Source organism: Bacillus cihuensis (genome assembly GCF_000504145.1).
In the GTDB taxonomy this organism is placed as follows: domain Bacteria; phylum Bacillota; class Bacilli; order Bacillales; family DSM-1321; genus Peribacillus; species Peribacillus huizhouensis.
Genome location: NZ_KI632500.1, coordinates 114,863 through 139,188 on the forward strand (window position 1 = coordinate 114,863; position 24,326 = coordinate 139,188).

General features: G+C 33.5%; 29 protein-coding genes. 2 read left to right on the forward strand and 27 right to left on the reverse strand.

Annotated features, from left to right (window positions below):
- Nucleotides 1-40: 40 nt before the first annotated feature.
- From V179_RS0125535 to V179_RS0125645, 22 genes are all read right to left on the reverse strand, one after another.
- Nucleotides 41-1,093: an RES domain-containing protein gene (locus tag V179_RS0125535; protein WP_028393977.1), complete on the reverse strand. Its 1,053-nt coding sequence runs from the start codon at nt 1,091-1,093 to the stop codon at nt 41-43.
- 60 nt (nt 1,094-1,153) lie between these two features.
- Nucleotides 1,154-2,392: a DUF1173 family protein gene (locus tag V179_RS0125540; RefSeq protein ID WP_028393978.1), complete on the reverse strand. Its 1,239-nt coding sequence runs from the start codon at nt 2,390-2,392 to the stop codon at nt 1,154-1,156.
- 211 nt (nt 2,393-2,603) lie between these two features.
- Nucleotides 2,604-3,140, reverse strand: coding sequence for a cupredoxin domain-containing protein (locus V179_RS0125545; RefSeq protein ID WP_028393979.1), 537 nt, complete (start codon nt 3,138-3,140; stop codon nt 2,604-2,606).
- Between the two features lie 130 nt (nt 3,141-3,270).
- Nucleotides 3,271-3,540, reverse strand: coding sequence for a hypothetical protein (locus V179_RS0125550; protein WP_028393980.1), 270 nt, complete (start codon nt 3,538-3,540; stop codon nt 3,271-3,273).
- Between the two features lie 32 nt (nt 3,541-3,572).
- Nucleotides 3,573-4,016, reverse strand: coding sequence for a hypothetical protein (locus V179_RS0125555; protein ID WP_028393981.1), 444 nt, complete (start codon nt 4,014-4,016; stop codon nt 3,573-3,575).
- Nucleotides 4,016-4,363: a replication/maintenance protein RepL gene (locus tag V179_RS0125560; RefSeq protein ID WP_028393982.1), complete on the reverse strand. Its 348-nt coding sequence runs from the start codon at nt 4,361-4,363 to the stop codon at nt 4,016-4,018. Before V179_RS0125560 ends, V179_RS0125555 begins: the two co-directional genes overlap by 1 nt.
- 80 nt (nt 4,364-4,443) lie before the next feature.
- Nucleotides 4,444-4,815 carry a hypothetical protein gene (locus tag V179_RS0125565; protein ID WP_028393983.1) on the reverse strand — a complete coding sequence of 124 codons (372 nt, stop codon included), beginning with the start codon at nt 4,813-4,815 and terminating at the stop codon, nt 4,444-4,446.
- 112 nt (nt 4,816-4,927) lie between these two features.
- Entirely contained in the window at nt 4,928-6,160 is a 1,233-nt protein-coding gene (locus V179_RS0125570; protein ID WP_235179261.1) for a WxL protein peptidoglycan domain-containing protein, read from the reverse strand.
- Nucleotides 6,161-6,218: 58 nt separating this feature from the next.
- Complete coding sequence (locus V179_RS0125575) at nt 6,219-8,120, reverse strand: hypothetical protein (protein WP_028393985.1); 1,902 nt, start codon at nt 8,118-8,120, stop codon at nt 6,219-6,221.
- Nucleotides 8,121-8,171: 51 nt separating this feature from the next.
- A complete protein-coding gene (locus V179_RS0125580; RefSeq protein ID WP_028393986.1) occupies nt 8,172-8,798 on the reverse strand; it encodes a WxL domain-containing protein in 627 nt (208 codons plus the stop codon).
- A gap of 662 nt (nt 8,799-9,460) precedes the next feature.
- A complete protein-coding gene (locus V179_RS0125585; protein ID WP_028393987.1) occupies nt 9,461-11,311 on the reverse strand; it encodes an RCC1 domain-containing protein in 1,851 nt (616 codons plus the stop codon).
- 304 nt (nt 11,312-11,615) lie between these two features.
- Nucleotides 11,616-11,885 carry a hypothetical protein gene (locus V179_RS28805; protein ID WP_034302618.1) on the reverse strand — a complete coding sequence of 90 codons (270 nt, stop codon included), beginning with the start codon at nt 11,883-11,885 and terminating at the stop codon, nt 11,616-11,618.
- Nucleotides 11,885-12,085 (reverse strand): hypothetical protein, encoded by a 201-nt coding sequence (locus tag V179_RS0125595; RefSeq protein WP_028393988.1) that lies wholly within the window; start codon nt 12,083-12,085, stop codon nt 11,885-11,887. Before V179_RS0125595 ends, V179_RS28805 begins: the two co-directional genes overlap by 1 nt.
- A 99-nt stretch (nt 12,086-12,184) precedes the next feature.
- Nucleotides 12,185-12,490: a hypothetical protein gene (locus V179_RS28810; protein WP_028393989.1), complete on the reverse strand. Its 306-nt coding sequence runs from the start codon at nt 12,488-12,490 to the stop codon at nt 12,185-12,187.
- 47 nt (nt 12,491-12,537) lie between these two features.
- Entirely contained in the window at nt 12,538-14,562 is a 2,025-nt protein-coding gene (locus V179_RS28815) for an ATP-dependent helicase (RefSeq protein WP_051405148.1), read from the reverse strand.
- Between the two features lies 1 nt (nt 14,563).
- Nucleotides 14,564-14,728, reverse strand: coding sequence for a hypothetical protein (locus tag V179_RS31150; RefSeq protein WP_154664026.1), 165 nt, complete (start codon nt 14,726-14,728; stop codon nt 14,564-14,566).
- Between the two features lie 123 nt (nt 14,729-14,851).
- The gene (locus tag V179_RS0125615) at nt 14,852-15,118 is read right to left on the reverse strand and encodes a hypothetical protein (RefSeq protein WP_028393990.1); all 267 of its coding nucleotides are present in this window, start codon (nt 15,116-15,118) and stop codon (nt 14,852-14,854) included.
- A 297-nt stretch (nt 15,119-15,415) separates the two neighbouring features.
- Complete coding sequence (locus V179_RS0125620; protein ID WP_028393991.1) at nt 15,416-15,601, reverse strand: hypothetical protein; 186 nt, start codon at nt 15,599-15,601, stop codon at nt 15,416-15,418.
- Nucleotides 15,602-15,775: 174 nt separating this feature from the next.
- Nucleotides 15,776-16,201, reverse strand: coding sequence for a hypothetical protein (locus V179_RS0125625; protein ID WP_028393992.1), 426 nt, complete (start codon nt 16,199-16,201; stop codon nt 15,776-15,778).
- A gap of 121 nt (nt 16,202-16,322) precedes the next feature.
- On the reverse strand, nt 16,323-16,718 hold the full coding sequence (locus tag V179_RS28820; protein ID WP_084552495.1) for a hypothetical protein: 396 nt from the start codon (nt 16,716-16,718) through the stop codon (nt 16,323-16,325).
- Nucleotides 16,719-17,105: 387 nt separating this feature from the next.
- Nucleotides 17,106-17,363 carry a hypothetical protein gene (locus V179_RS0125635; protein ID WP_028393993.1) on the reverse strand — a complete coding sequence of 86 codons (258 nt, stop codon included), beginning with the start codon at nt 17,361-17,363 and terminating at the stop codon, nt 17,106-17,108.
- A gap of 448 nt (nt 17,364-17,811) precedes the next feature.
- On the reverse strand, nt 17,812-18,873 hold the full coding sequence (locus tag V179_RS0125645) for a helix-turn-helix domain-containing protein (protein WP_028393994.1): 1,062 nt from the start codon (nt 18,871-18,873) through the stop codon (nt 17,812-17,814).
- Between the two features lie 423 nt (nt 18,874-19,296).
- On the opposite strand from V179_RS0125645, the gene V179_RS31155 reads away from it, so the two are divergent.
- Nucleotides 19,297-19,461 (forward strand): hypothetical protein, encoded by a 165-nt coding sequence (locus tag V179_RS31155; protein ID WP_154664027.1) that lies wholly within the window; start codon nt 19,297-19,299, stop codon nt 19,459-19,461.
- A gap of 325 nt (nt 19,462-19,786) precedes the next feature.
- Here the strand turns inward: V179_RS31155 and V179_RS0125655 are convergent, their stop codons facing one another.
- From V179_RS0125655 to V179_RS0125675, 5 genes are all read right to left on the reverse strand, one after another.
- Nucleotides 19,787-20,755, reverse strand: coding sequence for a helix-turn-helix domain-containing protein (locus V179_RS0125655; protein WP_028393995.1), 969 nt, complete (start codon nt 20,753-20,755; stop codon nt 19,787-19,789).
- 238 nt (nt 20,756-20,993) lie between these two features.
- The gene (locus V179_RS0125660; RefSeq protein WP_028393996.1) at nt 20,994-21,179 is read right to left on the reverse strand and encodes a hypothetical protein; all 186 of its coding nucleotides are present in this window, start codon (nt 21,177-21,179) and stop codon (nt 20,994-20,996) included.
- Between the two features lie 61 nt (nt 21,180-21,240).
- Nucleotides 21,241-21,444: a hypothetical protein gene (locus V179_RS0125665; RefSeq protein WP_028393997.1), complete on the reverse strand. Its 204-nt coding sequence runs from the start codon at nt 21,442-21,444 to the stop codon at nt 21,241-21,243.
- Between the two features lie 94 nt (nt 21,445-21,538).
- The gene (locus tag V179_RS0125670) at nt 21,539-22,006 is read right to left on the reverse strand and encodes a hypothetical protein (protein WP_235179259.1); all 468 of its coding nucleotides are present in this window, start codon (nt 22,004-22,006) and stop codon (nt 21,539-21,541) included.
- Between the two features lie 95 nt (nt 22,007-22,101).
- Nucleotides 22,102-22,404, reverse strand: a complete 303-nt coding sequence (locus tag V179_RS0125675; protein ID WP_028393999.1) for a hypothetical protein — start codon at nt 22,402-22,404, stop codon at nt 22,102-22,104.
- Between the two features lie 290 nt (nt 22,405-22,694).
- Here V179_RS0125675 and V179_RS0125680 point away from each other — a divergent pair, with 290 nt between their 5' ends.
- A complete protein-coding gene (locus V179_RS0125680; RefSeq protein WP_028394000.1) occupies nt 22,695-23,840 on the forward strand; it encodes a tyrosine-type recombinase/integrase in 1,146 nt (381 codons plus the stop codon).
- The last annotated feature ends 486 nt before the right edge of the window (nt 23,841-24,326 follow it).

A 24,326-nucleotide genomic window follows, 5' to 3' on the forward strand; every position in this document is an offset into this window, starting at 1 on the left:
AAACTTTCCACTAAATACAATTTTAACAAAAAGTTATCAATTAGAAACTTTGATGAACTGTGTATTGTATTTCATCAATCTTGCAAAATTCAACCGAATTTAAATCTACATTTTTTTCGTTAAAGATTACATAATTATCTCCAGGTCCCAAAGAGCTTTTAAACATAAACCCATCAAAGCCTTCATTCTTGATCAATTCGGATAGATATTGAGTGGGTAGATAATCTATTTCAGAATTATCAGGGCTAACTGGTTTAGACAATTCAAAAACTAATTTTTGATATAGCGATAGAGTTTCCGTCGCTTCAAGTAGGTTTCCGTTAAATTGAAAAGGGGATATTAATGCTCTTCCAGTATTTAAAGAAACAAACTTTAATTGCCTTTTAGCTGTCATCTCCACTAGGGTTATTACAGCAGATTTATACGGTCTTAGTTCCGCTACACATGTTTTTCTCTGTGGAGACGCATATAAATAAGAGATACCTCTAGGATTGGCTCTCCCAGGACTTGCAATTTCATTGGGCGGTGCCCCCATATTATCAATAATATGCTTTCCTATCCTCCCTCTATAAAAAATAGCACTTTGAGGGATAATATGATTATTTTCTTTTAAAATATTAACTATATTCTCGGCAATATAGCCTTTGGATGGAAAAAAGCGATTCCCATGCTTCAACTCTTCTGAAAAGTTATCCCATACTTCTAGTGTTGATTCAAAGTATACCGCTTCAGCAGCTTTTACATATAAATCGGCTTCACTATATTCACTATTTAATGAAAGCATAATATCAGTTAAGAGTGATTTTGCAGTTTGACCTTCTATACCTGCTGAAAAAATCATCCATTCATGCTGTATTAAGTCATACAAAAATTCTCCAATATCTACTGGGTCATGCACTTCATGGATGAAGTGTTCTCCATGTTCTAATTTTTCGTAGTATGGAATGAAAATAGCAAATACATCTGCTAAATCATCAACTTTAATAACTTTCACTCCATCTTCATAACAGTAATCACAGCTATCAATTATATTATTGTTTCTAATCTTATTTATTAGGAAACGGTCTTTAAAACAATTTTCACAGCAATACACTTACCAAACCTCCATATAATATATCCTTGTTGATTATTTTGTGAAAGACTTATGTACTGTTTAAGACGGCAGGACAGGCTTTTCAGAACCGTTAAACGCATCCCAGTACCAAAGTTCATAATTTGGTTTTAAGCTATTAAAATGATCTATTTTAAACTTTCGGTGAAGATGGTACTCTTTATTACTCTCTGACATTCCAAAAATCTCTATTATGGTTTCGGGCGTCGTATCAAGTAATAGACCATCTGGGATTAGTCCATTCCATTTAGGATAATATTTAGATTCTATTGGCCGTTCAATCAATCTTTGATCATCACATAATTGATCGTAAACTTCTCTTTCAAATGAACTTTCTATCGGCACACCATTTTTATTGATTGGCAGCATACTTAAACTAATAAATTCAGGTGATTTCCCAAAACCTTTGTTCTCTACAAATCCACCAATAATAAAGGGTCCATCCGACACACGTACCGCTCTATTAGCATGGTCCATAACTTGAAATGGAGCTGTAAATTTATAAAGTTCTTGCGTTACAGGATTCCTAGCATGTATGACAAAAGAGCGCTCCTCAATCAATTCGACAAAGAAGTCCAGTTGCAAAAGAACAAATGGCTGCGCTTTTTTTTTGTATTCATTTTCTAAATGATAAATTGTTCCGATTTTCCCTTTTTTAAATAAAACTTGATGTAGGGAAAGTTCTTTTGTAACAAAAATTTTTCTTGATGTAGATTGAAAGATTTTATTAAAAACATGTGATAAAGTAGGATACTCTTTTTTTGAGTCAAATCTGATACATGTATTCCATGCTTGAGTGACTATAAATTTAATAAGTTGATTTAAACTGGCTTTGCTAGAGCTAATCCCTATCTCACCTAAATCTTTTGTTGATGTAGTGGAGTCTAGTTGGGATTGTTTCCGTACTTGCAACTTGTAGTCATGAGTATTTAAACTAACGAAGTAATTTCCTTTATCGTCCATTTTCCATCCGTTTTCGTTTATTGAGTCAGAGGAAATTGAGTTCTTCTTATAAAAATGACAAGTTTCAGCATGTTTACTAGATTGATTACTGGAACTTCTCAAGTAATATGTATCCTTTTCTTCTATATAAGCAATCGTCATCTTAATTAAATCTGGTTTACATAAACATCGTAAGCTAATTTGTTTAAGATGACGTTGTTTATAAATAGATTTCATTATATTTTTTTTTGACTGTGAGTCAAGTTGATTTAATGTAGAATAGCTGAACTGTGTAACTAAATGGTCTTTTAAACTTTTCATTTCTAAAATACCGCTCATTTTTATCTCCTTTAATCATTGCCTAATATAGGGAATTACTCTACTAAAGCAGGTAGAGGTATTAACTCACTTTAAAAGCAAGTGCCATATTTGATCATTAAATCCTAGTAATGAAATTCTATTAGGTCTATTTTATCACGAAACAATATTTGTTTTGTTGCACATATAATGAGAAAAGGGACGTTCTGAGTTTGAACGTCCAAATTAATTATTATTTCAATTCATTTTTATTATCTTTAAGATGAATTTCCATTTGTTCTTCTGTTAATGATACAAATTTGTTTAGTCCGATTATATGTATTTTAGTTTTTTTCCCTGATTTTTTTCCGACTACAAATTCCCGAATGCCTTCTCTGGTTTTGATATAGCCTGTATCACCTTCAAACCAATCTGGCTTCATTATTTCATGTCTCAGACTCCTAGCATCTGAAAAGGTAGCAGAAGACTTTTTAAACGCTTGTGGCGGTCCAGAAACACTTCTATGTTTAGTTAACGTTACATTAAGATTCTTTCTATTAACTGCTGTTATGATTCCTTTGTCGCCATTATTAGTTTCAACAATCATGCCAGGGAAAGCAGATTCATGTGTTAATACATCGGCATCATTGATAGCATATGTAATGTGAGGGAATATGCTATTAGTTAGCTGTTCGGTCAATGCTTTCTTTGCATTTTCAAGGAGTTCTTCGTTTGAATTACCATTCACTACAAAAGTAGCTGGAGCTAATGTTAAAGTTACTGATTTCATATTAATCATCCTCAATTCATATATTATTTTTCCTGCAATAGATTAAATGCCATCTTTTTTTCAAAGGCTTCATTCATTTAACTCTTCTTTAAATTTGAATTTAGCGCAAAGTTAAATAGACTTAAAAAATTTATAACCAACCCATTTTTTCTAATTCCCTCTTTAGAATTTCTATTCCCTCTTTACTTATAAAGTCACCATTCGTTAGTTGTATCATATTCTCTGCTTGTTTCCCTGTGATCATGCAAGTTGGTTTAACTGTCTGTAGATGAATATTCTTATTTGTCACGCTTATTTCTATTAAATCGCCTGGAGTCACATTCATATTCTTTAATATTTTTTTGCTTAGCTTTAATTTACCGTCTCTAGATAATTTAATGGTTTTTCCGAGTGACCTCAATATCAATTCCACCTATCTAAAACAAGATTATACTAGCTAAATAGCGGACTGTTTTCTTTAATAAAGTAGTCCAAAGATTCCTCTAATTTCATTTGTTTTATAAACATGCGGTAAATAACTACTTCGTCGAAATCCGTTATTGGTTCGTTAAGTAATGGGCTAACGTCCGGATCGTTGATTAACTCGTCTTTTACTATACAACTATCAAACTGTGGGTTTCGTAGTTCTTTATTAACTGATAAATAGTCTAATTGTATCAATGCTTGTTGTATGTATTTCTTTACAGCTATCTCATCAACTATTTTTTCAATAGACGAAAGGGCATTTACCATAGACTCCATTTTTTCCAACATGGAAAGCAAAAATTGAAGTTCTCCCCAGTCGATTTTTATTTCATCAGTAACATTTAGATTTTTCTTTGATGCGTGTTCTTTAAAGCTATTACATATTAATTGGGCATACTGATAGTCTTTCATTAATGAGATTCTCCTGTCATTTTTAAAAGTGCCATATATCCCTTTATCATTACTACTCCACGACGACGATAAATCAAGTCAGCCTCCAACATTTTAGAGAGCACATAACGAATCTTGTTTATACTTATTCCACTTTTTTGGTTCATTACACTTAATGTTTGTATTAAAATGCCTTGGTGGTCCATTTCATTAAGTATATAATTCATAATTCCTTTAGCATATAACGGCAAGTATATCCCTTTATACTTTGCTATGGTTCTCCAATACTCAAGAATATTTCTTTTTTGGTTACTCTTTAATAATGTAGGTTTACCATCATTTAAACTGAATAAAGTATCTGTTATCATTAATTTTCACTCCCAATGTAGATTAATCATTCCTCCTTACTATAATATAATATTATATTATGTATTGATATTTTGTCAATCTATAGATTAAATGGAGTTTGTCCCTTCCAGAACTTTTGATAGTTATAGAATTCCTCATATAGCCAATTAAATAAAACATTTTCCAACTGTATTTCTAATTTTTTATATGTTGGAATTATTCTACTTCCTGGGAATTTTAATAATAACTGTTTACCTACTTCTATTTTGGTACCTTTTTCTTCGGCTGTGTCTGTGTCTGATATTTTCAACGTGTATGTGTCCATTAGTAATTTTCTATTCCTCACGATCACTATATAAATAGGGGCTTTGTTTAGTCTAGACTCTATGAACTTCTTAAAATTTGTATATTCTATTTTTACAGAAAATCGGCAAGTAGCAACTGCTTCTTTTTTCAATTCAATATAATACATTTTATATTCCTCCGGTATTAGTTTATAGAAAAGTAAGGTTTAAGAGTATCAATTTTCCAATTAAAAAGCAAAACAACAGGACATTTGCCTGTTGTTTGCTTGAAATTAATGATTAACTTATATTTTGATTATGCTTATTCCAATACGAATATACTGCTTCTTTTGTTCTTCCTTCAGAAGAAAAAACACCAATTTTCTTCTCGAAAAATTTCTTTTTATATTTTACTATTTGTTTTGATTTGTATTCATTTACCTCTTTTTCTTCTATCTCTCTATGTAAATAGTAGAGATTTTTTTTAACTTTCTCTATCAGGAAATTATTTAATTTTTTGTTATATAAATCTTCAGTTCGTGCTTGCATATAGGTATACTTTCTTTTTTTCTTCCACCAAATTATGAAGAAAATAATAATAATTGTTCCTATGATAATCCATATCCATAAAGAATCTGTTACTAAATTAAAAACATCAGGTATACCGCTGTTAATGTTTGAATTTGCTTTTACTTCAAATACTTGGGTAAGGGTATTCTTTTCTCCATTAACTTGTAAATCTATTGTTCCGACATATTCCCCTTCTTTTATGTTACCTTCTAGCGGAACTTGAAAATCTACTCCTGTCATAGGAGCCATTTCGAAATTTCCGAATTCCTTTTGAAATGCTATTTCTCCTTTATCATCTTGAACTGTTAATCTTCCTTTTCCTTCTTTTAAGATCGTAGGCTGTGTATTGTCAATGCCGATTAAAATGGACTTATCTTTATAAGTAATAGAATCTAGTGATGGTACATGAGATTCTATTGTGCTGATTTCTAACTTAATCGGTAATATTTTTTGTATTTTATAATTGATGGTCATCCCATCACTTTTAGAAGTGAAGGTTTGTTCGGGAGAAAAAATTAACCCCCCTACCATTAAGCCTTCAAGCTCGGTAGCTGGTAAGGTTATTTCAAAAGTTATCTTTTTCTTTTCTAACGGTTTTAATTTTATGGAGGATTGATGGTTAATTAAATGTGCAACTCGGTAATCTTTATGGATTCTACTTGTTTTATTCCCATCAGAATTAACAAAATAGTATTGTCCTTGAGGGCTTGTCAGCAAATTACTTGGAGTTACAAAAATCTCTGTATTTTTTTTAGTCTTATTAGTAATATAGTAGGACAACTTATAACTTTTGTTTGGGACTGCTTTTATGTGATGATATGCAGTTTGATTCTTGTCTTGATTTTGGGTCAAGATTGGTTCGATAGAAAATTCAATCGGGCTATTTGTATCTTCTCCAAATGCAGTAGTAGGTATCATTACAAAAAAACAGATTAATAGGCTAAAAATTCTTTTCATAGTCATCACTTTATTGACTCCCCTTATTAAAAAACTAAGGGGAATCTTTCTCCTTTATTCTTTTTTATAGTTCTCCTTGTACTAAGGTAAAATTAACTGTGGTCTCGTAAGGAGTAGCAACGTCAGGATAGTTGATTGGATCGACAATTTTTGATACAGAAGATAGATTTTTTACTTTTATCTTGAAATCTCCATCACTTGGTAAGCTATTTTCTCCAGATCCTGCTCCAGGAGCTGCCCATGCAAACTTCTGCGGAGTCCCACTATCCAATGATGTAAGATTAGCATTTACATTAAAAATAGGAGATGAAATTAAACTGCTTTCTAATGATAAAACTCCAATTGGGAATTTAATAGCTACTGTCCCCCCTTTAAATCCGTCCTTTGGTGCTATCTCTTCGATTTGCTTAGCACTCATGTACACAGACCAACCTTGATTCGTTCCAGTGAAGTCTTTAACTATCAAACTTCGAATATCTGCAATGTTTTCAGCAAAACTGCCGGAAGCTATATTTTCTGGATTAATGAGTGGTTTTAGATTTTGCATATCGACTTCTAAATGTAAACCCGAATTAGTAATCGTAAATCCAGCGTCCTTATTTACTTCTGATTCACTGGGGGCTTCTGGTACTTCTGGCTCTATCTCAGTAGCGGTGAACAACGATAATTTTTGTGGTGTAGAATAATTTAATTTGTTGCCTAAACCTAATTGACCGAAATTATTTAACCCCATTGCAAAAACCTCACCGGAGCTACTTAGGGCCATAATACTTTCTCCACCATTACTGTTATTGCTGCTATAGTTTATCGAGTCAATGTCTTTTAGTTCGCTAATTTTCTTAGGTAATAATAAAGGCTCTTTATCTCCATGCCCTAATTGACCTGATTCATTTCCACCCCAAGAATAAACATCATTTGTATTGGTTATAGCAAAGACAGCAGATCTTCCAGTAGGAATAATGGCTCTAATATCTGATAAACTATCAATCTTAGTTGGTGTTTTTACAGTATTATAATGCCCTAAACCTAAAGAGTGTTGACCAAAACCCCATGTGTAGGCATCACCTGAATTTGTAACTACATACACATTCCATGGGCCAACTGTTAGTGATTTAGCATTAGAAATATTTACTTTAGTTGGCGTGAAAGCTGAAGTAACATTTCCTAATCCAAGAACACCTTTGTCACTCATCCCCCAGGAATAGACGTCCCCTGACTTAGACACAGCAAAATAACTTTTCGGATTGTTGCCTAAGAAAATAGATTTAATATTATTTAAACCATTTATCTTGGTAGGAGTTTTAAAGGTGCTTACCTGCACTCCAGAAGCCAATGCCCCTACACTTGATATTCCCCATGCGTATACTTCACCATTGTCTAGTGTTACAAAAGTTACCTCGCCGTTTGAAAATACTTTTTCAACACCTGATAACCCAGGTATTTTTGTAGGAACATGAATATCAGAGCTACCATCGTGCCCTGTTCTCCCACTCATCCCCCAAGAATACAACTCTTTATTTACTGTTATAGCGAATATGGAGGTACTGGATACAACTAAAGACTCTACATTACTAATGCCATCGACTTTCTTAAAAGAATTCAACCTTGTATTAGTTGTGCCATCACCTAATTTGCCGTTTGTACCACTTCCCATAGAATAAATGTCTCCATTATTTAAGAGAGCATAGGTGTTTTGCTCATTGTAAAATATTTGCTTTACATCCGACAAATCAGCAACTTTTGTTGGTGTTAATTCGCCAAAATTAGTAATATACACGTCCCCGTTCTTGGTCACAAAAGTATGAGTAGATACGTTTGAATATTGATCCATACTATTAAAAATTCCTAAAGATTTAGCTGACACAATACTTTCTTCAGCTTTAGCTTTCACAGGTGCAACTGCAACAACAGAAGATAATGCTACTGTTGCGGCTAACATTATGGAAGGTATTTTATTTTTTTTCATATATTTATTATGGAGCCCCCTGGTTGGAGGACCCCATACCTCCTTTAGAATTTATACATTTCCTTGAACAAGTGAAAATTTAACCGTGGCTTCATACTGTGTAGCTGTATTTGGATAGTTCACTGGATCAACCATTTGTAAGTCCGCAGATAAGTTTCGGGCTATAATCTTAAATTCTCCATCTGCTGGCATTTGATTAATTCCTCCCCCCGTACCAGCTTCTGCCCAAATATATTTTTGTGGTATAGACTTGTCTATTGCATTTAATCGGTTGTTAATTTGGAATGTCGGATTAGAAACTAATGTACTTTCAAGGGAAAGTACATCAGTAGGAAGTTCTAAAGCTGTTGTTCCGTTTTTAAATCCACCAGCAGGTGCTTTTTCTACCAATTTGCTAGATTCTACATAGACAGACCAACCTTGTTTAGTACCGGTGAAGTCTTTTACCACTAAACTTTGTACATCTGTTACATTTTGTTTGAATTGATTTGCTGGGAGACCATCAATAGTTAAAAGAGGATTTAGATTCACGTTATCAACTTCTAAATGTAGACCTCCTGATTGTACCTGTAGCCCCGCTTGTGAAGGTATTTCATTTGCATGAACTGAATTACCTCCGATTGCAATGGAACTAGTAACCATCAATGCTGTTGTAAATAAAATACTCTTTATTTTCATGTGCTTACCCCTTTAACATTTTATTTTAGTGTTATATAACGAACTTGTGACAAACCAATTGGATTACGTTTACTTCGATTTACTCAATAGCATTACCTCCTAGTTTTTAGGGGAGGATTTAAAAACAAGAAAAACCCCATTCTACTCACAAAATAAAACGCTAGCGCGTCAATTTCATGAACAGAATGGGGTATTCCCGGTTAGTTTCTATATGAATGTTTTGTATTATCAAATATAATTGTAATGTATTATTCTAAGTAATTACTAGTATATCCAATGAATATTAAATTGGAGAAAGTCAGTATCTACGTGATTTGCATTACCAGTTGAACTAAGTTAAATATACTTTCTTTGGAATCCTTTTGCAAGTTACTCGGGGACACATTCTGTATTATTTTGGTTCAACTAATTATGTAGCAGGACAACCTAAAACTGTGATTCGGGGTTCCTTTAATATAATTGTGTGCTATTTGATTCTTGTCTTAATTATTCGCCACCAAGATAGGCTCCATAGAAAATTTAATTGGGCTATTCGTTTCGTCTCACTATTTAGTAGTAGGGTTAATTGCAAAAAGAAAATTAATAAACTCAATTTTTTAATGGTCAAGTAATAATCTCCCCTTAGCCTTATTACTAAGGAGGGATTATTATTTTTTTCCTTTTTAAAGTTCTCCTTGAACTAAAGTAAACTTAACGGTAGTTTGATATGGAGTTGCTTTATCAGGGTAATTAATCGGATCAACCACTTTGGCTACAGAAGATAGATTTTTTATTTTCACTTTGAAATCTCCATCACTTGGTAAGTTATTTTCCCCAGCTCCTGCACCAGGAGCCGCCCATGCAAACTTCTGCGGAGTCCCACTATCTAAGGATGATAAATTAGTATTTACGTTAAAAATTGGTGTTGAAACTAAGCTGCTTTCTAAAGATAGAACTCCAGTAGGTAATTTAATGGCAGCCGTCCCTTCTTTAAAACCTCCTACTGGAGAAACTTCTTCAATTTGTTTTGCACTTACGTAAACTGACCAACCTTCATCTATTCCTGTAAAATCTTTCACTTTTAAACTTTGAACATCCGCAATGTTTTCTGCAAAACTGCCTGAACTTATATTTTCAGGATTTATAGTTGGATTTAGATTTTGCATATCGACTTCTAAATGTAAGCCTGAATTAGTGATTGAGAATCCTGCATCTTTATTTATTTCTGTAGGTGTGGGTACTGTCGGTTCATCAGGTTCAGAAGCTTGAAACATTTCAACTTTTGTAGGTACAACTCCCTTCGCATTCTTATTTCCTAGTCCTATTTGTCCCATGTGGTTATAACCCCATGCATAAATTTCGCTACTCTTTGTTATTGCTAAACTATGAAGCCCACCTGATATTATTTCAGAAATATTAGTCAAACCTGGAATTTTAGTTGGCGATATCCGCTTGGCATTATCCCCAAGACCTAATTGATACAGATCATTTCCGCCCCAACCGTAGACTTCACTCTCATTTGTCAAAGCAAGCATAAAATCATAATACATTACAGAGGATGCATAAATTTCTTTTATATTTGATAAAGTTGATATTTTCTTTGGTACTAGTAAATCAATTAAATCTCCATGTCCTAATATTCCATGTTCACTATTCTTCCCCCAAGAATAAACGTCCCCTGAATTGGTCAGTGCGAATGCATTGTGTCTGGCCATTAATATACTTTTAACATCAGAAATCCCTTCGATTTTAGTAGGTACACTTTTATCTACAACATCTCCATGACCTAAAGTTCCATTGGCTCCCTTGCCCCAAGAATATAGAGTACTATCATTTTTAAGTGCAATAAATTGATTATTTTTTACAGAAACTGTTTTTACATCACTAAGACCCTCTATTTTCTTGGGTAATAATAGTGAAGTACCTTCATAGTTTCCCCATACATAGACTTCTCCCGTAAGGGTAACTGCTAAAGCAGTAGTATCAGAAACCTTTACCTCTTTTACGTCAGACAAAGAATTCATTTTTGTAGGCACATCCATATTGTCAGTCGTTCCTAACCCTAGTACCTTATTACCTCCATTTCCCCAAGCATAAGCCTCGTTGTCATTTGTAACGGCAAATATGGTTTCTCCATTTCCTGATATAGACTGGACATTAGAAATGTTCGTTTTTATTGGTACTGTAATATTGGTCCCTTCTGATTTACTACCTGCTTGACTGAAGGAATTAGCACCTACCGCATAGACATCGCCTGAATTAGTTAGAAAATAAGTATTAGAAGTAGTGTGAAATATTTCTTTAACATCTGATACACCAGTTAATGAAGTAGGTGTCGGTGAATAAAATTCTCCCCATACATAAACATTACCAGTCTTCGAAACTACAAAAGAATTATGTCTAACATTAAAGCCATTATTAATACCTACACTCTTACCTGATTCAACTACTTCTGCTTTAACAACATTCATAGGTACTGTTGCAACAACTGATAAAGCCATAGAGCTTGCTAAAAATAAATGATGTAATTTCATTTAGATTTCCCCATTTCTATGTTTTCTTCTATTTTTTTCAATAGCCGTACCTCCAAAAAAATTAATAAGGATTAAAAAAATAAGAACACCCCATTCTACTCACGAAATAATAACGCAAGAGCGTCAATTTCATGAGCAGAATGGGGTATTCCCAGTTGTTCTATATAAAATTCTTTTATTATATCTCATTATCTTACCTTACGTTTATACCTAAATCAAGAGATTTAGGTATAACTACCTACAAAATCCAGCACTAAGACGAAAGATAATCCGTCTTAGTACAGTTATATTTATAATCTTAAATTCAATCAAACAATGATAGTTGATGAAGTTCCTCATTTTCACTAAAGTCCAATTCTTCATCAATAAAATGATTTTGATTTATCTGGCTATCAGCATTCTCTTCTAGATTGCTTTTATGGTTTCGGACCCAGGCATTACAACTTGTAGGCACCTCTGGATCAATCCGTTCATAATAGCAGGTACCCTTCCCTAAATTGCAATAGTTAGACCGCCCACAGCAGCCAAACGATAAGCTAAAGCCGGTCCTAGTCAATCCGCTCCGCTTCTTCATTAAGCTGGCACTCCTATAATATTCGGTTTACCATTAATAAAAGAGCTTATATGTCGATTAATTTTTTTATCAATTAAATAAACATCAACTTGGCAATGGCTATATTTAGATAGAGTTCTCGCGGTATAGATTACACCTTCTTCTTGTTGTTTTAAACAATCTAATGACTTTTCACAATCTATTAATAATTTATAGTACATCGTACATCCCCCTGTATAATCCAGATAGAAAACCTATCTGGATTATCAATATAGTATTGGTTATAAATAATCTATTTTTTTATTAATGTTATCGACAGATCAACAATTTAAAGAATTATCTACATAAGCAACAAATTCTGGTATATCCTTCTCTCCCTTTTGCATAGGAACTAAAACTGGAAGTAATTCATTTACTAAAAACTCTTGGTTATTACAATATAGAATAAAGCCCATTGATGTCTCAATCTCCATTTGGTCTAAGAAATCTGTGATTATAACATCTTTGAAACGTTCTTTTAGAATGAAAGCACATATTTGTTCAACGGTGTTTGCCACCATGAAACGTTCTCCATTCACATAGCCATATAAAAAGTCATTACCTAATCCAATAGTTGTTTTGTACATTTTAAAACTCTCCTTTTTTAAGTTCGTTTTTTGATTAGTCATTTTCTCTATAATTCAAGTGCCTCACTCAAAAACCTTGATATGGTTGTCTTTTTGTCTCGATGATGTTTAGGAACAGATATATATAAATGGTCTTTCGCTCTAGTTGTTAAGACATACGCTAGTCTCCGCTCTTCCTCAATTGCTTCTAAAGAAGATTGTTGAGAATCCTCTTTTTCTTCAGTATCCATGGATGCTACATGAGGAATTACGCCTTCAATAAAGGAAAGCGCGTAGGCTATTTTGAACTCGAGTCCCTTACTTGCATGAATCGTCATTAAGCGAACGGCCTCTATATCTGGCTGATTACGCAACTCGTCCATCTCATTATTCTTTTCCTCTACCTGATCGATAAACGAAAGGAAGGATTGAACGTTTGAAAATCCACGAGCAGATTGTTCAAATTCATCCAATATTTCAATAAGCAACTCTTTATGCACCGTTATGGTTTTTCGCTTATCCAATTCCAACTGTTTCTCATAGTTAATTTCTCCCGTACGTATTTCTTGGATTGCACGAGGTGCTGTCATTTCTCCTATTTTTTTCAAACATCTAATTTTTAAAAGTAAGGATTCTTTCCGAAACCCTATTAGTTTTTCGGAATACTCCAGTAAAACTCTATATAATAGGTTCTTAGGGATGTCATTTTGTCTTTTTCTGATTAAATCATCAATCATATCCTTCATTTCTGTTCTCTTAATATAGAAAATAGGAGCAGATTCTACGATTGCATCAATATCTCTCTGATTAGTAGCAACTCGTAATAGTGCAATCATAGGTCGAATGAATTGATTTTGGTAGAAGGTCTCTGTTCCCTTACCATACGTTATAAAGGGTATATCTGACATTACTAGCTTGTCGAAAATAGCTCTGCCTGTTGAATGGGTACGGTAGAGTACAGCCATATCTTTTAGTTCATGCCCTCTATTGCGCTTCTCAATAATATCTTGTACGATTAACTCTGCTTCTGCATCTGAATTGTTTGGATACATAATCGAAACTTGATGATTTTCTGATTTTTTCACTTTTAAGGTTTTTTTAATTTGATTTTTGTTATATTTAATAATTGAATTGGCTAAACCAACAATAGATGGACCAGAACGATAATTAATATCCATCACAACTTTTTGACAATTAGGATATACTTTATCGAAATTAATCATAAACGACGCCCTAGCTCCTCGGTAACTATATATAGTTTGCGAGTCATCACCCACTACACAAAGGTTTTTATGTGAATCCGCTAATAACTGGATGATCGAATATTGGACCTTTGAGCTATCTTGAAACTCGTCGCATAAAATATATTTATAGCGGTCTTGATATTTTTTCAGAATGGACGGGTTGAACGCCAGTAAATAGTAACATTGTATAAGCAAGTCGTCGAAGTCATAAAGGTTACTCTGTTCCAGCATTTCCTCGTAACTGTGGTAAACAGATTTTAGTTCCAACTCAATTTTTGAATCTCCCATAATATCATCAGGGCGTAATTGAGCGTTTTTCCATGATGAAATGATGGCTGCTACAGCTTCAGGTGAATACGCTTCATGTAAATCCATTTTTCGAAGAATGGATTTTAACATAATGTGTTTCCTCCGTTCTGACGAAAGCACACTAAACTGAAGTCCTTCTTCTCTTAAAATCCTCAAGCAAATAGAATGATAGGTTCCCGCTGTTACAGAACGACTCGCCGACCGGTTCATTCCAGGTATACGTGCAAGGCGCTCAATCATATCTGTAGCGGCTTTTTTCGTAAAAGTGGTTAATAAAATGTTAGAAGGGTCAATATCTCTCTCATAGATCATGTAACCAATTCGAGTGGTCAAGACTGTAGTTTTTCCAGAACCAGCACCTGCTAGGACTAGCACAGGGCCGTCTACTGCCTTAACAGCTTCAGTTTGAGGCTTATTTAACTTGATTCCATAGTCGGAAAGCAAACTAAAATAATATTCCTCACTTTCAACTGCTGGTTCTGTATGGATCTCAGCAAGCGGAGAAGGCTTTTTATAAGCTTGAGCAAGTGTTTGATACATATTACTCACCCACTCTTTCAACAGAAGATCCAAACATCATTTTGAGAATGGTCCAATCTAAATCTGAAATATTACACAATCTACAATTTAATCCGATTTTCTTCATTTCTCGTATATACTCTATCGCTTCTTTTATGTTCCATAATTGCCACTGCATAACTACCATTGTCTATTCCTCATTTCTTATATTAATTTGACTTTAAATCCTCTTAGTTCGTGATTCATTAGCTGTAGACCCATAAAAAAAAGCAATGAATGAATTCATTTGCTTCTTAGAAACTACAAATAATTAAATAAAACTCTCAAGTTCGATACCAAAATCTTCTCCCATACTATAAACATCATTTTCATCTGGATCTTCTTCATTGGTTGGTAAACACACATAACAAGAAGAAATATCCTCATCACCTTTCCAAATACTAAAAGTAGTAATATCGCCCGAAATTATATTTTTTAATACAATGTCCCCTACTTCTGGAAGAGATAAATCATCGACTCTCACTTCCAAAACTTGATATACATGTTGTTCTGTAAATTCATGAAGTACATCCAACATTTACAACACCCTTTCCCAACGTTTCTTGACCTTTTTCTTTTAGAAAACGCAAAAAACCCCTGGGCAGAATGGTTCCATAGCTAAAAAAATGCTATGAATCTCATACGCCCAGAGGCTGTTAATGTAGTCGTCACCGCAAAATCCATAATAAGATTTGCAAATAATTAAAAGAAAAAGATTTAAGCTAATTATAGCTTTCTTTTTTTGCTAATTAAACGATTTCCTTGCTAAAAACAATCTTAGGAAACCTCTTTTAACTAAAATTAAATGCCATATGGAGTGAATTTCAATCATTAATTAAAGTTTATTTTTATTCAATAAAGAAAAAATATCATATTCATCTAGTGACTTCCCAAATATATTTTGCTTCTGGTTTAATTCCCCTAGCAATTTATTAAATGAATTGTCTTCCTCACATAGCTTACTTAATTCAGTTATAACGGCATCTAATTTTTCAAGTGCTTCTATATGTGATTGTTTCATTGTAAGTACCTCCTAATAGCTTTCGATTAACTCTATACATGCTTCTTCATAATTGGTGAATAGTGTCCCATATTGGGCTGGCATAACAGCTCCTATGTATTCCGTTCGAACTAAAGCACGAACATTAACGGCTATATTCTACCTATTACGATCCGATCGGGATACATACCCATATCAAAATAAAGATAATTGAAGAGAAGTAGTCACTTTATTTTTCTCACTTGATTGCTCGATTATATATAAGTGGATTAAGGAGACGGTCACTGCACCGACTCTTTCCTCTTTTCTTAATAATGCACTACGGTCTTCTAAGTCAATTTCCTGTATGACTCTATTACGATTGTTAAATTTAACTTCATCTCCCACTTTGTATGGATAAATCATTGTTCTCTCAATCATTCTCCAAGCTAAAGCTTCTAAATTTCTTTCATTAAGATTAGGATAATCTAGACCATTAGCCAGCTGTTGCATAGCATCAAATTTATTAAAATTTTGCATACTCTTAACTTTTTCTATTACTCTTTGAGCAGCAGCTGGATCAACTTTAGCGAAATAGTCTGTTTTTATTGCCTCTAAGATTTCCTTGTACATGTTTTTCATTTCTCTCTCCCTTTCTTAGCAATCCCTAATTTATATTAATTGCAAACCAATAGCCTTGGTCTTTTCTAAATCTGTACCAATCTTTGATAAACCGCATCATATCAAAACGACCTTTATGAATTCAGATAAAACAATACTTTCCTTCACAATGAACCTTATTTGAATTCATAATAAACTCACCGCTTACAACTTTAGTAAATAGTTCAGTTTGATAAGGATTATAGTAAACAACCGTATCCAACGTAGGATCTAATTCTTGATTAATCCCTGTTAGGTATCCGCGAACATAGGCATGAACTCTTTTCCGATTCTGATCTATGGTCTTTTGTCTCCCGCTCTCAGATACATGAAAGATACAATTTTCGAGGGTAACTGCAGTACAATGCGCTAATACTAATCCTGTTTTGGTACAACGAATACTATATCCTCCCGCTGTATGAAGATTCTTATAGACGTCCACAACCATTTTCATGGTCACTTGACGATCTTTGTAAGGACGGAAAAATGAATCTGTCATAGAGCGTTACCTCCTTTACAATGCGGTTTAATACAATACTTGTTTTGACAAGTCATTTAATAAACACCCTTTCCAATAGTTAATCAACTCTATTTTTAAGAAAACGACAAAAAGCCCTTGGACATTTGGTAACATAGCAAATTAAAAAGCTATGAATCTCAAAATGCCCAAAGGCTTAAAGTATTAGTTGTCACCGCAAAATCCATTATAGATTTGCTATCAGAAAAAAAGAAATAGAATACCAATTAATTATAAACTGTTTTATAAATGGTTGCAATTGGTTCTAACATGAGCTAATACTCACAATTTATCTGCAATAATTTGATTTGCTACAACCAACGAAACCCTTTCTATGCTTAGCTACCATTCCAGACATAGTGAGGTCTTTTATAATGCGTGCTGTTTCAAATATGAAGTTATTGCTTGCATACCCGCACAAGGCCATTTATGTACTCTTCTGTTTAACCGTTTGCTTTCTTTTTCTAAATGAACATGACCTGAACTTAAAAATGTACCATAAATATGTGTTTTGCCGAATATCTTTATCTCATTCTCTTCGATAAATTCAAAGTGAATATTTAATTCAGTTAATAGAGCAATTACCTCTTGTTTACGTTCTTCTCGATGACAAACAAATGGTTTCATAAAAGTCCTCCTATTTTTTCATCAGACTTCAAATTTGATATTACTATTCTGAATATCTTGAATTTGAGTGCCATGATTATTATATATTTCTTTAAATGTAATTCTTAAGAACTTGTACTTATTATGTATAAAAAATTTTAATGCCCCCCCATTAAAATTTTTTATAGCCATGAAATCCTGCTATTAAAAATTTTAATAGCGGGTACCATTTGGGTTTTAATACCATTTACTTTGAAAAACCGCTATTAAAAATTTTAATAGCGGTAAAACGCATAAAAAATCTAAGCTATTAAAATTTTTTACCCCCTATTAAAAATTTTAATAGCAGTAATTAAACATTTTATTCCCCCCATTAAAAATTTTAATAGCGGTAATTAATTTTTTTACCCCCCTATTAAAAATTTTAAAAGCGGGTAAAGGTGAACAAAAAAAACAGAGCTTAGCTCTGTTAATTTGCTAACAATTCTATTTTTAGATTACCCATTCTTGGTTCAATTTCTTTCAACCACTCTGTTAGTTTATCAGAATATCTATTTTGTAGGATTTCAAGTGAGACTTCACTATAGGTATATATTGTATAATTGTCCGATTCTATTTTGAGAAGCAAATCATAGAACCACGTTTCAAAAGAAGGTTTAGATATATGACCTTGGACAACATTTAACAGATTGTCTAATACTGTAAATTCTTTTTCAGTCATATTTTTAGTTAACGACAAATGGATTTGTTTTCTTTTCACTTGAGATCTGCGCTTGGATTGCTTCTTGCGTTGCCCTTGTTGTAGCAAAGCCGTATAAATCTCTTCATAATCCAACTTTTCAGGCACCATAACATTAGCATTGTTGAAGTACTTCTCTACATATTTATCATGTTCAATATGAAGCCTTTCAGGTAATCCAGCTCTTTCTTTTTTTATAGCTTTCTGTATGTGCTTTGGAGCACTAACTGAAGACTGGAGTTCTGTATCTCCTTCAATTAGCTTTTGTGTCAAGAGAGGAATCGTTTTTCTAACTTTATATATAGGAGTTTCTTCTCGATTCTCTTGGTCTTCATTCAAAATATTAAATTTATATATGAATCCATATCGTTCTAATAATTCGATGTAGTTTAATACTGTAGGTCGGGATTTATCCATTTTTAGTGCGATTAAGTCTATGTTTGGAAAGCACCAGTCTTTCTCTCCATATGTATATCTTCTTAAATGACCGTACAGTGCTACCCCTTCTGCGTTTAAGTAATAGCCCCAAAAATCAAAGAAGTAATTATTAAGAATTGTAAACTCTCCATCAACATAAGGGATACTTATTCCGTATCCATCTAATGAGAAATTTCTTACTTCGTCATCTGAAAAAAATATTTTATCCTGCTGTGGATACGAAATTAATACTGATTGGATAGATCCATCTTTTTTTTGCTCTAATCTAACTCTAGGGTCAATGACGCCTGTATCGACACGTCTAAAATATCTAAGCCTATCTTTTTTGCCTTTTAAATTCATTTTCTCATCCATTAAAATTTCCCCTGTCCTGTTACCCAGCCAGGATTAAACGAAAGGAATTCACTTGTATTTATCATATAAAATTGATAGAATACAGTTATATGAATACACAAGAAATCCCGCCCCTATCTTTCATTTAATCTGCAGCGGCCAAACTGAGTGATTAAATGAAACCCCGGTGGGTTTTTTTTATTTCTTATTTACGATTCAATTCTCTAAATTATCATATCAAAATTTGTCATACATTGCTAGATAAGTTCATGTGGCCTTAGATAGAACATAAACAAAAAACCCCTCAGCAAATACACCTGTAGTTCAGGCGTAATTTTACTGAGGGGTGTTCCCTGTTAATATTATGTTCTACTAACTATTTAATCATTTTCTGTTGAGATATGCAACGTAACAAATTAAATCGTGATTCATGGAGGGATACTAGTGGGTATAGATCATAAAGTTACTATGAAGATTAAAAGAAGTGGAGAAAAAGCCTATGCTCTAGCGGCAGTGATGCACAGTCTTAATAAAACACCCGAGCATATCTATAGGGAAACGAATGTAACAATAGAAGAGCTGATTGCTAATAAGAATAAGAAACTCTAATCGTTTCATTCTCGTTAGCAATCAGCTCTTCTAAGCTTATTTGTTATTTATTTTCCCAACTTTTTGGGGTAATTAAATCCAGGTATTTATCAAAGCATGGTTCGCAATAGATTGATTCTTCCCATTCTGTGTATAGAGAATCACTTTTAATTCGCTTATGGCACGAATGGCATATTAATAGAGTATGGATTGATGCTGCCATTTTTTCACCGCCTTTTATATTAATCATTGTAACTAGTGGTAATTTATTTTGGGTATTGGGAGAGGGAGAGCTTTCTCCCCTTACTAAAACGTATTAAGAACCACCAAAGGTATATCGACTATATTAATCCTCTTTATTGATATTCTTTTCAATTAGATGCTCTAACCACAGACTCATGCTAATACCTTCCTTTTCAGCTGCATCTATTACTTGCTTTAACATCTTTTTGGGAAGTTCAACAGTCGTTTTTCGATATGAGCTTCTTAGAATAAACAACTCATCATCTTTTATAATTTCCCCATCCATTAAAAAAGGAAGTATGTCCGAAATTGAGAATGCTTGATTCGAAGTTAGCCTCTTCTCACCAGCACGAACTAAAAGTTTTATAGAACCATCCTGAAGAACTCTTAGTCGAATGTTCTCCATCCCCCAAACCTGGTATAAGTAATCCATAAAAGAATAAAACCAAATGATATCCGACGGAATTTCAAAAGTCACATACCCTTTAAATTCAACAGGATCAGCATGTATCGGATAACTAGGAACAAGTTGATACACCTTTACTCCTTCTTCATACGGAATCCACTTTTGATTTGATTGAATTAAGAAACCCCAATCGTTTTGTTCGTTCCGAGTTATACGGGCCTCTGATATTTTGGAAGAATAAAATTTTTGAAATAAGGCTACACCATTTCTACTATCATAAAATTCACTCCGTGTAGGTCGATCATCTCTACTCGGGGTAAGGAGTTTTTCTGCTTGCTCTAATTCTACCGCTGATATAACGTATGTTTTTCTTTCATCCCCTACTGGGACTTCACTCGCTTTAATTGTACCTTCTTGAATTAGTTTATAAATCTTTTGGACCGAAACCCCTAATTTTTTCGCAACCTTTGAAGGGGGAAGTCCTTTTGGTTGAGTCTTCAGCTCTCGGGCAATTGCATCTACTTCTGCTCTTTGATACCGGGTTTCTCTAATAGTGCGGTACGGATCTGGAATTTTAATAATTTTTTTCTGTTTCCCCCAGTGGTACACGGTAGCTTTAGAGATCCCTAACATGTCTGCTACTTCTTGCTGAGTATACCAATCCATGAGATACACTCCTTTGTTGTATTATTTACGGTTGCCTTAAAATATGCTATATTTTTTGATCTTTTTTATTAAATATCTAAATAAGTTTAGTAAAAAAATTCACTAAAAAGGGTAACTTTATATCAGCTAGGGAAATATATTGTTATTCAAGGCATCCGTGTCAACTATAAAAACCTTCATCAGTGGTGCCTTGCTTGCGTAAAGCTTCGTAATATATGCCTAATGCACATCAACGTGATTATCTATTCCATTCACCTTTGCAATCTGGGCATTGCCATTTAATTGTTCTATCCTTTTCAAAATCATATATACCAATTTTTCTGCTGAAGTGAGTAGCTCCATTAGAGTCTTGTTGTTCTACTGGTATGGGTTCTCCTTGTAAATCAGCATTACAAAATGGACAATTCTCTTTATTATCTTTCACTAAGAACACTCCTTAACCTGTAGTACAGTATGTGTCTACGGTATATTCGGAAAGCGACATTTTATTTTCTTTTCGAGTCCTCTAATTCTTTTAAGAGTTCTTCATGTTTTTCGCATAATCTATAAACATCTAATATTAGTTGCCTACCATCAATTTGTCCCCATTGATTAGATATATTAAGTCCATGTAAGTGTTTTATTAAATCAGGATTTAACATAGAATTTTTTATTTCAGCAATACTCATTTTCATTTGTTCTTTAGGCATTTTTATATTCCTCTCTTGTCTTTATTTGTTGCATATCATCTGTCTTTTCTTCAATTACAATGAATTCGTTTAATAGTCGTGATGTGCAGCAACACTAAGATATATTGCTCTCCAATATACTAATTAGTTCAAAATAAAATCGTTCCGATACATCCAGGCTACATGGAGTATTTGCTATATCTAAAAAGGATGGGATTCTGTCGTCTGAATCATTTTGTCTTAAATAAATTTCAAATTCTATATTATGGCCACTTTTATCTTGGTCAAACTCTACCGAAATACCTTCAACATCTACAGATATTTTTAAAAGTTCATTAAATAGAAAATTAACTGTTGTCAAAGGTATATTATGAATATATACACGTTTAGACTCAGTATTAAAAGCACCATTATATATATCAGGAAAATCCTCTCTAACACTTTTATTCACAATAACGAATTTTCGCATTTCCCAGTGTTTAGCAATTGTATTTGCTTCTTTATGTGTTTCTTTTTTCAGCCTATTTACAAGTAAATTTTTTCTCCATTTTGTAAACAAATCAAAAAATCCTTTCTGCTGCATATCATGTGTCTACTTCGAACATTGTTCCAATTGTTATATTGTATTTCGAAAGACTCATCTTTTCAAATTGTCTTTCCGATTATGGAACCTACTCATTAAATGGTTAGTTCTTCGTGATACAAAATAGCTTCTTGTTGATTGAAGCGAACACGATATTGTAAACGTGGCTGCATAATGACTTCAATTACTTCTCCACGCTTTTTCTCAAATTCTCTTATGTAATAATAACTTTCAGAATCCTCTTCCTCCGTCACATTCAAAAAGACGCGAACCTGATCCCCTGTTTCATATGGGATTAAATCGACTATACTTTCAGGATCTCCCCCGACAAATTCTCCTTCATTAGCTTCTTTATCCCAATACTTAAAAATATTGAGTTTTTCACCTTCATTTATCATTTTCTCCCCACCTGAATCAATGTGTATAACTTCCTATATAATCCTATTTTTGCATATTCCTATTATAGGATAAAGATTTATAGATATCAAATTTAATATAATATAAATCAGAATCTATAAATATAGAGATTAAATATAACATAAACAAATATATTCTTTATTTAGGTTGTTCATAATTTCTATATAATTGATATTTGTTATAATAGATTATAAGGTACATAATTTAGGATATTATTATTTATAGTCTTGCGCTTATCATTTATGAGTATATAAAAAAGAAGGTGTTAAGAATGGCAGAACTGGCAGTAAACAATAGAGACTTGCAGGTGATAAATTGGAAAAAGCAGTTAGGGGAGATATCATTACCTCAATTGCAAGGTCAATTGGATGAGGCGGAAAAAAGGGGGCAGATTCCTTTTGCAGACTTTACGGATGTTGAAATGCTTCACTGGTTTTTATATCGACAAGAACATTTGAATCGGCAGCATGATAAATCCGCTCGGACGATCAAAGAGTATGAGCGGGAACTTACCCACTTTATCGAGCAATTATTACGTTACTCTTCAGAAATTGATCTAGATATGGAGCGGGTTGTGGACGGCTCTTTATTTAAATCCCTTTCTACACGCCATATTCGTCGGTACCAGGAATGGCTAGCAACAAAAAGTCCGTATGTTCAAGCAAAAGGAGCCTATTCAGCGGCAACGTTAGCACGAAAAACAACGATACTTAAGAGTTTCCTCCACTTCTTATATGAAGTGAAGTATATAAGTGAACCCATTCATAGCGGTTTTTATAAGACAAGTGTACGAAAGGATGATCGGCCAAATCGGGACCTTGGACCGAAGGAAGTGATTCAACTCCTGGACCACTTCCGTAAAATTAATCATCCGATTGTATTTGGAATCATTCATGTATTGACCATGACAGGAATGAGGAATGAGGAATTCTGTACACTTACAGTCAAAGACCTGCAGTATGATTCCATCACAGGTTCTTACTTTTTAGATGTACTAGGGAAAGGAAATAAAAGAAGGCAAATCCCTTTGAAAGAGAAAGGGATGAATAGTATTCGAATGTTTCGCCACGCAAGAGGATTAGCTAGTATTGAAGATGCGGAAAGGGATTCCCCACTTTTTACGACGAATACTGGACGAGCCTATTCCCCTTCTTATTTGTCTCAGTATCTCACAAAGGTAATTAAAGAAAGTGAGTTGCCATTCTTGAATTTTCGTTCTTCGTCCATTTCTTCGCATCATTTTCGACATGCGTTTGCTATAATTTCACATCTTAATGGTTCCGATCCTTATACCATTATGAAAAGCCTGGGACATGAACAACTTCAGACTACAGAGATTTATTTGGAGAAGATATTGGAGAAGGAGCGGCATGCCATTCATTCGTGGAAACCTGAGATTTTTGGAGAGTATATATAATAGGAAGAAACTCGAAATAAATGATCACTTATTTACATTGTAAATTCGCATTATCCTGATGCTACCACTAAATAAAAAAGTCCCTTCTATATAAAAGGAACTTTTTTATTTAACGGTCTTTAAGATTTTTAACGGCTTCATCATAATCATATAATACGGCTTCAAGAATTTCTAAGAATTCCTTGTCAAATTCTTCTCTCTCCTCCAAACCCAATACCTCCCCTTATTTTTCATCTAACATTTTGAATAAGTCCTCAGCTGTATCAATTTCGTAAGATGTACTTTGCCTTTTTTTACACTTAGAACGTCATCACCATATTGAATAGCTAATTCAAGATCCTCAACAAAAATTTCCAATGATTCTTTTTTCATAGTAATCACACTCATTTCTACGTTGTTACCGTAATAACATTATAATTCGTTTGTGTGAAATAAACGTTTTTTGCACACATGAGTGAGATTCCTATGCTTCTTGCACGCTAATGA

Bases quoted from the DNA above. Each gene is read 5' to 3' on its own strand.
- V179_RS0125540 (WP_028393978.1), bottom strand. From the start codon at position 2,392: ATGAGCGGTATTTTAGAAATGAAAAGTTTAAAAGACCATTTAGTTACA.
- V179_RS0125545 (WP_028393979.1), bottom strand. From the start codon at position 3,140: ATGAAATCAGTAACTTTAACATTAGCTCCAGCTACTTTTGTAGTGAAT.
- V179_RS0125555 (WP_028393981.1), bottom strand. From the start codon at position 4,016: ATGAAAGACTATCAGTATGCCCAATTAATATGTAATAGCTTTAAAGAA.
- V179_RS0125560 (WP_028393982.1), bottom strand. From the start codon at position 4,363: ATGATAACAGATACTTTATTCAGTTTAAATGATGGTAAACCTACATTA.
- V179_RS0125565 (WP_028393983.1), bottom strand. From the start codon at position 4,815: ATGTATTATATTGAATTGAAAAAAGAAGCAGTTGCTACTTGCCGATTT.
- V179_RS0125570 (WP_235179261.1), bottom strand. From the start codon at position 6,160: ATGACTATGAAAAGAATTTTTAGCCTATTAATCTGTTTTTTTGTAATG.
- V179_RS0125575 (WP_028393985.1), bottom strand. From the start codon at position 8,120: ATGAAAAAAAATAAAATACCTTCCATAATGTTAGCCGCAACAGTAGCA.
- V179_RS0125580 (WP_028393986.1), bottom strand. From the start codon at position 8,798: ATGAAAATAAAGAGTATTTTATTTACAACAGCATTGATGGTTACTAGT.
- V179_RS0125585 (WP_028393987.1), bottom strand. From the start codon at position 11,311: ATGAAATTACATCATTTATTTTTAGCAAGCTCTATGGCTTTATCAGTT.
- V179_RS28805 (WP_034302618.1), bottom strand. From the start codon at position 11,885: ATGAAGAAGCGGAGCGGATTGACTAGGACCGGCTTTAGCTTATCGTTT.
- V179_RS0125595 (WP_028393988.1), bottom strand. From the start codon at position 12,085: ATGTACTATAAATTATTAATAGATTGTGAAAAGTCATTAGATTGTTTA.
- V179_RS28810 (WP_028393989.1), bottom strand. From the start codon at position 12,490: ATGTACAAAACAACTATTGGATTAGGTAATGACTTTTTATATGGCTAT.
- V179_RS28815 (WP_051405148.1), bottom strand. From the start codon at position 14,562: ATGTATCAAACACTTGCTCAAGCTTATAAAAAGCCTTCTCCGCTTGCT.
- V179_RS31150 (WP_154664026.1), bottom strand. From the start codon at position 14,728: ATGGTAGTTATGCAGTGGCAATTATGGAACATAAAAGAAGCGATAGAG.
- V179_RS0125615 (WP_028393990.1), bottom strand. From the start codon at position 15,118: ATGTTGGATGTACTTCATGAATTTACAGAACAACATGTATATCAAGTT.
- V179_RS0125620 (WP_028393991.1), bottom strand. From the start codon at position 15,601: ATGAAACAATCACATATAGAAGCACTTGAAAAATTAGATGCCGTTATA.
- V179_RS0125625 (WP_028393992.1), bottom strand. From the start codon at position 16,201: ATGAAAAACATGTACAAGGAAATCTTAGAGGCAATAAAAACAGACTAT.
- V179_RS28820 (WP_084552495.1), bottom strand. From the start codon at position 16,718: ATGACAGATTCATTTTTCCGTCCTTACAAAGATCGTCAAGTGACCATG.
- V179_RS0125635 (WP_028393993.1), bottom strand. From the start codon at position 17,363: ATGAAACCATTTGTTTGTCATCGAGAAGAACGTAAACAAGAGGTAATT.
- V179_RS0125645 (WP_028393994.1), bottom strand. From the start codon at position 18,873: ATGGATGAGAAAATGAATTTAAAAGGCAAAAAAGATAGGCTTAGATAT.
- V179_RS0125655 (WP_028393995.1), bottom strand. From the start codon at position 20,755: ATGGATTGGTATACTCAGCAAGAAGTAGCAGACATGTTAGGGATCTCT.
- V179_RS0125665 (WP_028393997.1), bottom strand. From the start codon at position 21,444: ATGCCTAAAGAACAAATGAAAATGAGTATTGCTGAAATAAAAAATTCT.
- V179_RS0125670 (WP_235179259.1), bottom strand. From the start codon at position 22,006: ATGCAGCAGAAAGGATTTTTTGATTTGTTTACAAAATGGAGAAAAAAT.
- V179_RS0125675 (WP_028393999.1), bottom strand. From the start codon at position 22,404: ATGATAAATGAAGGTGAAAAACTCAATATTTTTAAGTATTGGGATAAA.
- V179_RS0125680 (WP_028394000.1), top strand. From the start codon at position 22,695: ATGGCAGAACTGGCAGTAAACAATAGAGACTTGCAGGTGATAAATTGG.